Raw genomic sequence first — 2,152 nt, 5'->3', positions numbered from 1 at the left:
AAAAAAGGGGCCGTAGCTCAGCTGGGAGAGCGCCTGCTTTGCAAGCAGGATGTCGTCGGTTCGATCCCGTCCGGCTCCACCATCATCCACTTAGAAAAGCCAAGTTTGCGAACGGCCTCGAGCTGTTCGCCTGTTCTGCATGACATCGTAAAGAGAAGATTTGTTCGGGGACCACGGACCTGGACGAGAAGCGCGCTTCCGTCGCCATGATGGGAGAGGGGCTTGTTGTCCGTTAAGGGTTGTTGGTTCGTCGCAGGTGGACGCTCAATCCCCTGCCCATGATTGGTTGCCTAACCGCGCCATCGGACAGATCTCGAGAAGCTGGTCTTTTTAAAATTGCGATATCGCATCCGGCTCGAACGGCCCGCATGGCCCCGAAAAGTTGCAAGACTTTTTGGACAAGGACCATGCGGAGCCTGAAGACCGATGGGTATTGGCAATGTGAATGATCAAGTGTCTTAAGGGCAATTGGTGGATGCCTTGGCATGCACAGGCGATGAAGGACGTGATACGCTGCGATAAGCGTCGGGGAGCTGCGAATGAGCTTTGATCCGGCGATTTCCGAATGGGGAAACCCACCTATGATACTTGGGAAATCTGGCGCGTCTTCGACGCGCTTGGTTTCCAAGTATCGATATTAGGTATCTTATCCTGAATAGATAGGGATAAGAGGCGAACTCGGGGAACTGAAACATCTAAGTACCCGAAGGAAAGGACATCAACCGAGACTCCGCAAGTAGCGGCGAGCGAACGCGGACCAGGCCAGTGGTGTTGGCAAGACAAGTGGAACCGTCTGGAAAGTCGGGCAAGAATGGGTGACAGCCCCGTACACGTAATGCGAACCAACATCCTTGAGTAAGGCGGGACACGTGAAATCCTGTCTGAAATTGGGGGGACCACCCTCCAAGCCTAAGTACTCGTGCATGACCGATAGTGAACCAGTACCGTGAGGGAAAGGTGAAAAGCACCCCGACAAGGGGAGTGAAAGAGTACCTGAAACCGATTGCCTACAAACAGTGGGAGCCTGCAATGGTGACCACGTACCTTTTGTATAATGGGTCAGCGACTTAGTGTAGCGAGCAAGCTTAAGCCGGTAGGTGGAGGCGCAGGGAAACCGAGTCTGAACAGGGCGTTCAGTTCGTTGCATTAGACCCGAAACCAAGTGATCTAGCCATGAGCAGGCTGAAGGTTGGGTAACACCAACTGGAGGGCCGAACCCGTATCTGTTGCAATAGATTGGGATGACTTGTGGCTAGGGGTGAAAGGCCAATCAAACTTGGAAATAGCTGGTTCTCCGCGAAATCTATTTAGGTAGAGCGTCGACCGAATACCCTCGGGGGTAGAGCACTGGATGGGCTAGGGGTCCTCACCGGATTACCAAACCTAACCAAACTCCGAATACCGAGGAGTACTGGTCGGCAGACACACGGCGGGTGCTAACGTCCGTCGTGGAGAGGGAAACAACCCTGACCAACAGCTAAGGTCCCCAAGTCATGGCTAAGTGGGAAAGGATGTGAGACTCCCAAAACAACCAGGATGTTGGCTTAGAAGCAGCCATCATTTAAAGAAAGCGTAACAGCTCACTGGTCTAATCAAGGGGTTTTGCGCCGAAAATGTAACGGGGCTAAAGCCATGCACCGAAGCTTTGGGTTCACCGCAAGGTGAGCGGTAGCGGAGCGTTCCGTAGGCCGATGAAGGCAGATCCGTGAGGACTGCTGGAGGTATCGGAAGTGCGAATGCTGACATGAGTAACGATAAAGGGGGTGAGAGACCCCCTCGCCGAAAGACCAAGGGTTCCTGCTTAAAGTTAATCTGAGCAGGGTTAGCCGGCCCCTAAGGCGAGGCCGAAAGGCGTAGTCGATGGGAACCACGTTAATATTCGTGGGCCTGATGGTAGTGACGGATTGCGAGTGTCGTTCGATCTTATCGGATTGATCGGGCGGCTTAGCGGTTCCAGGAAACAGCTCCATCAATATAGACCGTACCCGAAACCGACACAGGTGGTCAGGTAGAGTATACCAAGGCGCTTGAGAGAACTCTGCTGAAGGAACTCGGCAAATTGCACGCGTAACTTCGGGATAAGCGTGACCCTTATGCACGCAAGTGTGTGGGGGTGGCACAGACCAGGGGGTAGCGACTGTTTATCAAAAAC

Annotated in this window: 1 tRNA gene and 1 rRNA gene; both read left to right on the top strand. The window is 53.4% G+C overall.

Going from position 1 to position 2,152, the window contains the following annotated elements:
* The first annotated feature begins 6 nt into the window (after positions 1–6).
* Positions 7–82, top strand: a tRNA-Ala gene (locus tag PZ895_RS10275).
* A 365-nt stretch (positions 83–447) separates the two neighbouring features.
* Positions 448–2,152: ribosomal RNA gene (locus tag PZ895_RS10270) — 23S ribosomal RNA — on the top strand; the annotation flags it as partial.

The sequence above is a fragment of the Mesorhizobium sp. YIM 152430 genome, from assembly GCF_029210365.1.
Classification (GTDB): Bacteria; Pseudomonadota; Alphaproteobacteria; order Rhizobiales; family Rhizobiaceae; genus Aliihoeflea.
This window is presented reverse-complemented; position numbering and strand designations above follow the sequence as displayed.